At 66.9% G+C, this 3,197-nt stretch carries 2 protein-coding genes and 1 pseudogene; all 3 read right to left on the bottom strand.

Going from position 1 to position 3,197, the window contains the following annotated elements; translation table 11 throughout:
* A pseudogene (locus ABF821_RS20460) lies at positions 1–529 on the bottom strand (glutamate synthase large subunit); the annotation flags it as partial.
* Positions 530–534: 5 nt separating this feature from the next.
* Positions 535–1,989, bottom strand: a complete 1,455-nt coding sequence (locus tag ABF821_RS20465; protein WP_415531406.1) for an NAD(P)-dependent oxidoreductase — start codon at positions 1,987–1,989, stop codon at positions 535–537.
* A 209-nt stretch (positions 1,990–2,198) separates the two neighbouring features.
* The gene (locus ABF821_RS20470; protein ID WP_182972714.1) at positions 2,199–3,122 is read right to left on the bottom strand and encodes a complex I NDUFA9 subunit family protein; all 924 of its coding nucleotides are present in this window, start codon (positions 3,120–3,122) and stop codon (positions 2,199–2,201) included.
* Positions 3,123–3,197: the final 75 nt, after the last annotated feature.

Genomic DNA, 3,197 nt, shown 5'->3' on the forward strand with positions numbered 1-3,197 from the left:
GCAGGTTGCGGATCATGATCTGCTCGATCTCGGGCCGGGTGGCATTGGCCTTCTCGCCGATGCATGCCGTGTCGATTGGCACCTGGCGCCAGCCATAGATGCCGTAGCCGACGGCCAGGATCTCCGTCTCGATGATCTGGCGGCAACGCTCCTGCGCGGCCAGATCCGTCTTGGGCAGGAACACCATGCCGATGGCGATCTGCGTATCCACGCAGCCCTCGCCGCCGCTATGGATCGCCTCGGCAAAGAAATCCTGCGGAATTTCCAGGTGAATGCCCGCGCCGTCACCGGTCTTGCCGTCGGCATCCACCGCGCCGCGATGCCACAGGGCCTTCAGGGCCGCGATCCCGGCCTCGACCACCTCGCGCCGCTTGCGTCCGTCGAGCGAGGCGATCAGGCCGACGCCGCAGGCATCGCGCTCCTGCGTGGCATCGTACAGTCCGCTGATCGCCTGCGCGTTATCCTGCCATTCGGCCACGAAGTCCTGGCCGGCATCCCGCGATCCGTGATCCTGGGTCAACTGGTCCATGTCCGTCACTCCGCCGCCTGGGCGCACTGGGCCGCCCGGTTTTCCAGCCAGCGATGCATCTGCGCCGCCGCATCCCGTCCATCGCGAATGGCCCACACCACCAGGCTGGCCCCGCGCACGATATCCCCCGCCGCGAACACGCCCGGCAGGCTGGTCATGAAGCTCTCATGGTCGACCCGCAGCGTGCCCCAGCGCGATACGGCAAGGTCCGGCTGGCCCCACAGGGTCGGCAGCGGCTCGGGGTCGAAGCCCAGCGCCTTGATCACCAGGTCGGCTTCCAGCACGAAGGCGCTGTCTTCCACCGGCTCCACCGACTGGCGGCCGCTGGCATCGGGCATGCCCAGCTTCATGCGCACGGCGCGTACGCCGCTGACGGTATCATCCCCCAGGAACGCCTCGGGCGCCGCCAGCCAGACGAAGGACACGCCTTCTTCCTCGGCGTTCTTCACCTCGCGGATCGAGCCGGGCATGTTCGCGCGGTCGCGGCGATAGAGGCATTTGACCGATTTCGCGCCCTGGCGAATGGCGGTGCGCACGCAATCCATCGCCGTGTCGCCACCGCCGATCACCACCACCGACTTGCCGGCGGCATTCAGCGCGGCGCTTTCCTCCGGGGCGAACTCGTCGCCCAGCGACAGCCGGTTGGACATCGTCAGATAATCCAGCGCCTTGACGATGCCGCCCAGCCCCGCGCCCGGCCCGCCGATATCGCGCGATTTGTACACGCCCGTGGCGATCAGCACCGCGTCATGCCGCGCCTGCAAGGTCGCGAAAGAGAGCGTGCCCGCGCCGTCGCCGTCCGTGATGTCCACCCCGAGATGGAACTGGACGCCCGATTCCTCCAGATAGAGGTGACGGCGCGCGACGATGTCCTTTTCCAGCTTGAAACCCGGAATGCCATAGATCATCAGGCCGCCGATCCGGTCGTACCGGTCGTAGACATGCACCTGATAGCCCTGCTGGCGGAACTGCATCGCCGCCGCCAGGCCGCCGGGGCCGGCACCGACGATGCCGATCGACGCCTCGCGCTCGAAGGGCGGGCGGATCGGTTCGACCCAGCCGCTGGCGAAGGCGGTATCGGTGATGAAGCGTTCGACGGCGCCGATGGTGACGCTCTCGAACCCCTTCTCGATCACGCAATTGCCTTCGCACAGCCGGTCCTGGGGGCAGATCCGGCCGCAGATCTCGGGGAAATTGTTGGTGGCGGAAGACAGCGCATATGCTTCCTCCAGCCGTCCCTCGGCCGTCATCTTCAGCCAGTCGGGGATGTTGTTGCCCAGCGGGCAATGGACCGAGCAGAACGGCACGCCGCATTGCGAGCAGCGGCTGGCCTGCTGCTCCGCCTTCTCGACCGCGAATGCGCGATAGATCTCGTCGAAATCGCCATTCCGCTCCGCGGCCGGCCGCTTGTCGGGCTGGCTTTGCGGCACGGAGACGAATTTCAGCATGTGCTCGACCATCGGTCCCCCCCCCCTGGATAACGCCCGACCGTCACCTGCGGTACGTTGTGTTGGCGGAACACCTACGCCAGACACATCCAGCATAAAAGACAGCATTGCTGCCATTTATACCAAAAAAGCCGCTCGGGAGCTGTCCGGGAGAATGAAGCCTCCGGCCACATTGGTCCGATTCGGACCAATTGACCATATAATGCTTTGAAGACGCTTGTTTATGTAATTTTATATCCGCTCAGATAGGATGGAACAATCATTTCCATCGACGCGGGTTGAATGCCAAGCTGTTGCAGGCCGGGGGCGCCGTCGGCCGCTACATTGTCGCTCGCGAGCATCGCAAGCTGGTCGCGCGTCAGCATCCGTCCGGGCAGACGCTCCAGCCACATGGCCTGCCACCAGGCCAGGGCCGGGGGCACCGCGATCACCAGTCGGCGCCGGCCGACCGCCGCCACGATCAGCCGGGCGATCTCCTCCATCGTCCGGACCGCCGGGCCGCCGAATTCGAAGATCGCACCGTCCTGCCCGCTGTCCGCCACCAGACGCCGTATCCCTTCGGCTACGTCGGCGACATGGACCGGTTGCAGGCGCGTCCGCGCGCCATAGACCGGCACCACCGGACTGAACCGCGCGAGCGTGGCGAAGAGATTGGTGAAATGGTCCTCCGCCCCGAACAGGATGGACGGCCGCACGATCGTCGCCTCCGGCATTGCCCGCAGCACCGCGTCCTCGCCGGCGGCCTTGCTGCGGCCATAGGCTGAGGGGCTGTCCGGCGCGGCCCCGATGGCCGAGACATGCACCAGCCGTTCCACCCCCGCCGACGCCGCCAGACGGGCTACCTGCGCGGCGCCGTCCACATGCACGGCCTGGAACGTCGCCGGCCCGCGCTCGGCCAGGATACCGACGAGGTTCACCACCACCCTGGCGCCTTCCACGACCGGCACCAGCGAGGCATGATTCAGGATCGAGGCGCCCAGCGGCACGATCTGCCCCACATCGCCCAGCGGGCGCAGCGATGCCGCCCGGTCGGCGCGCCGCGCGGCCACCCGCACCACATAGCCGTCTTCGGCCAGGCGACGCACCACATGGCGCCCCAGGAACCCCGAACCGCCGATTACCGCCGCCACTTTTCGCGTCGTCATGTCCCGCCCCTGTCCTGTTTTTTCCTATTCTCTAGCACAATGCCTGCGCCATGCGGCCGGACCCGCCCCTTCTCC

The sequence above is a fragment of the Gluconacetobacter sp. genome, assembly GCF_047721585.1.
GTDB classification, from domain to species: domain Bacteria; phylum Pseudomonadota; class Alphaproteobacteria; order Acetobacterales; family Acetobacteraceae; genus Gluconacetobacter; species Gluconacetobacter dulcium.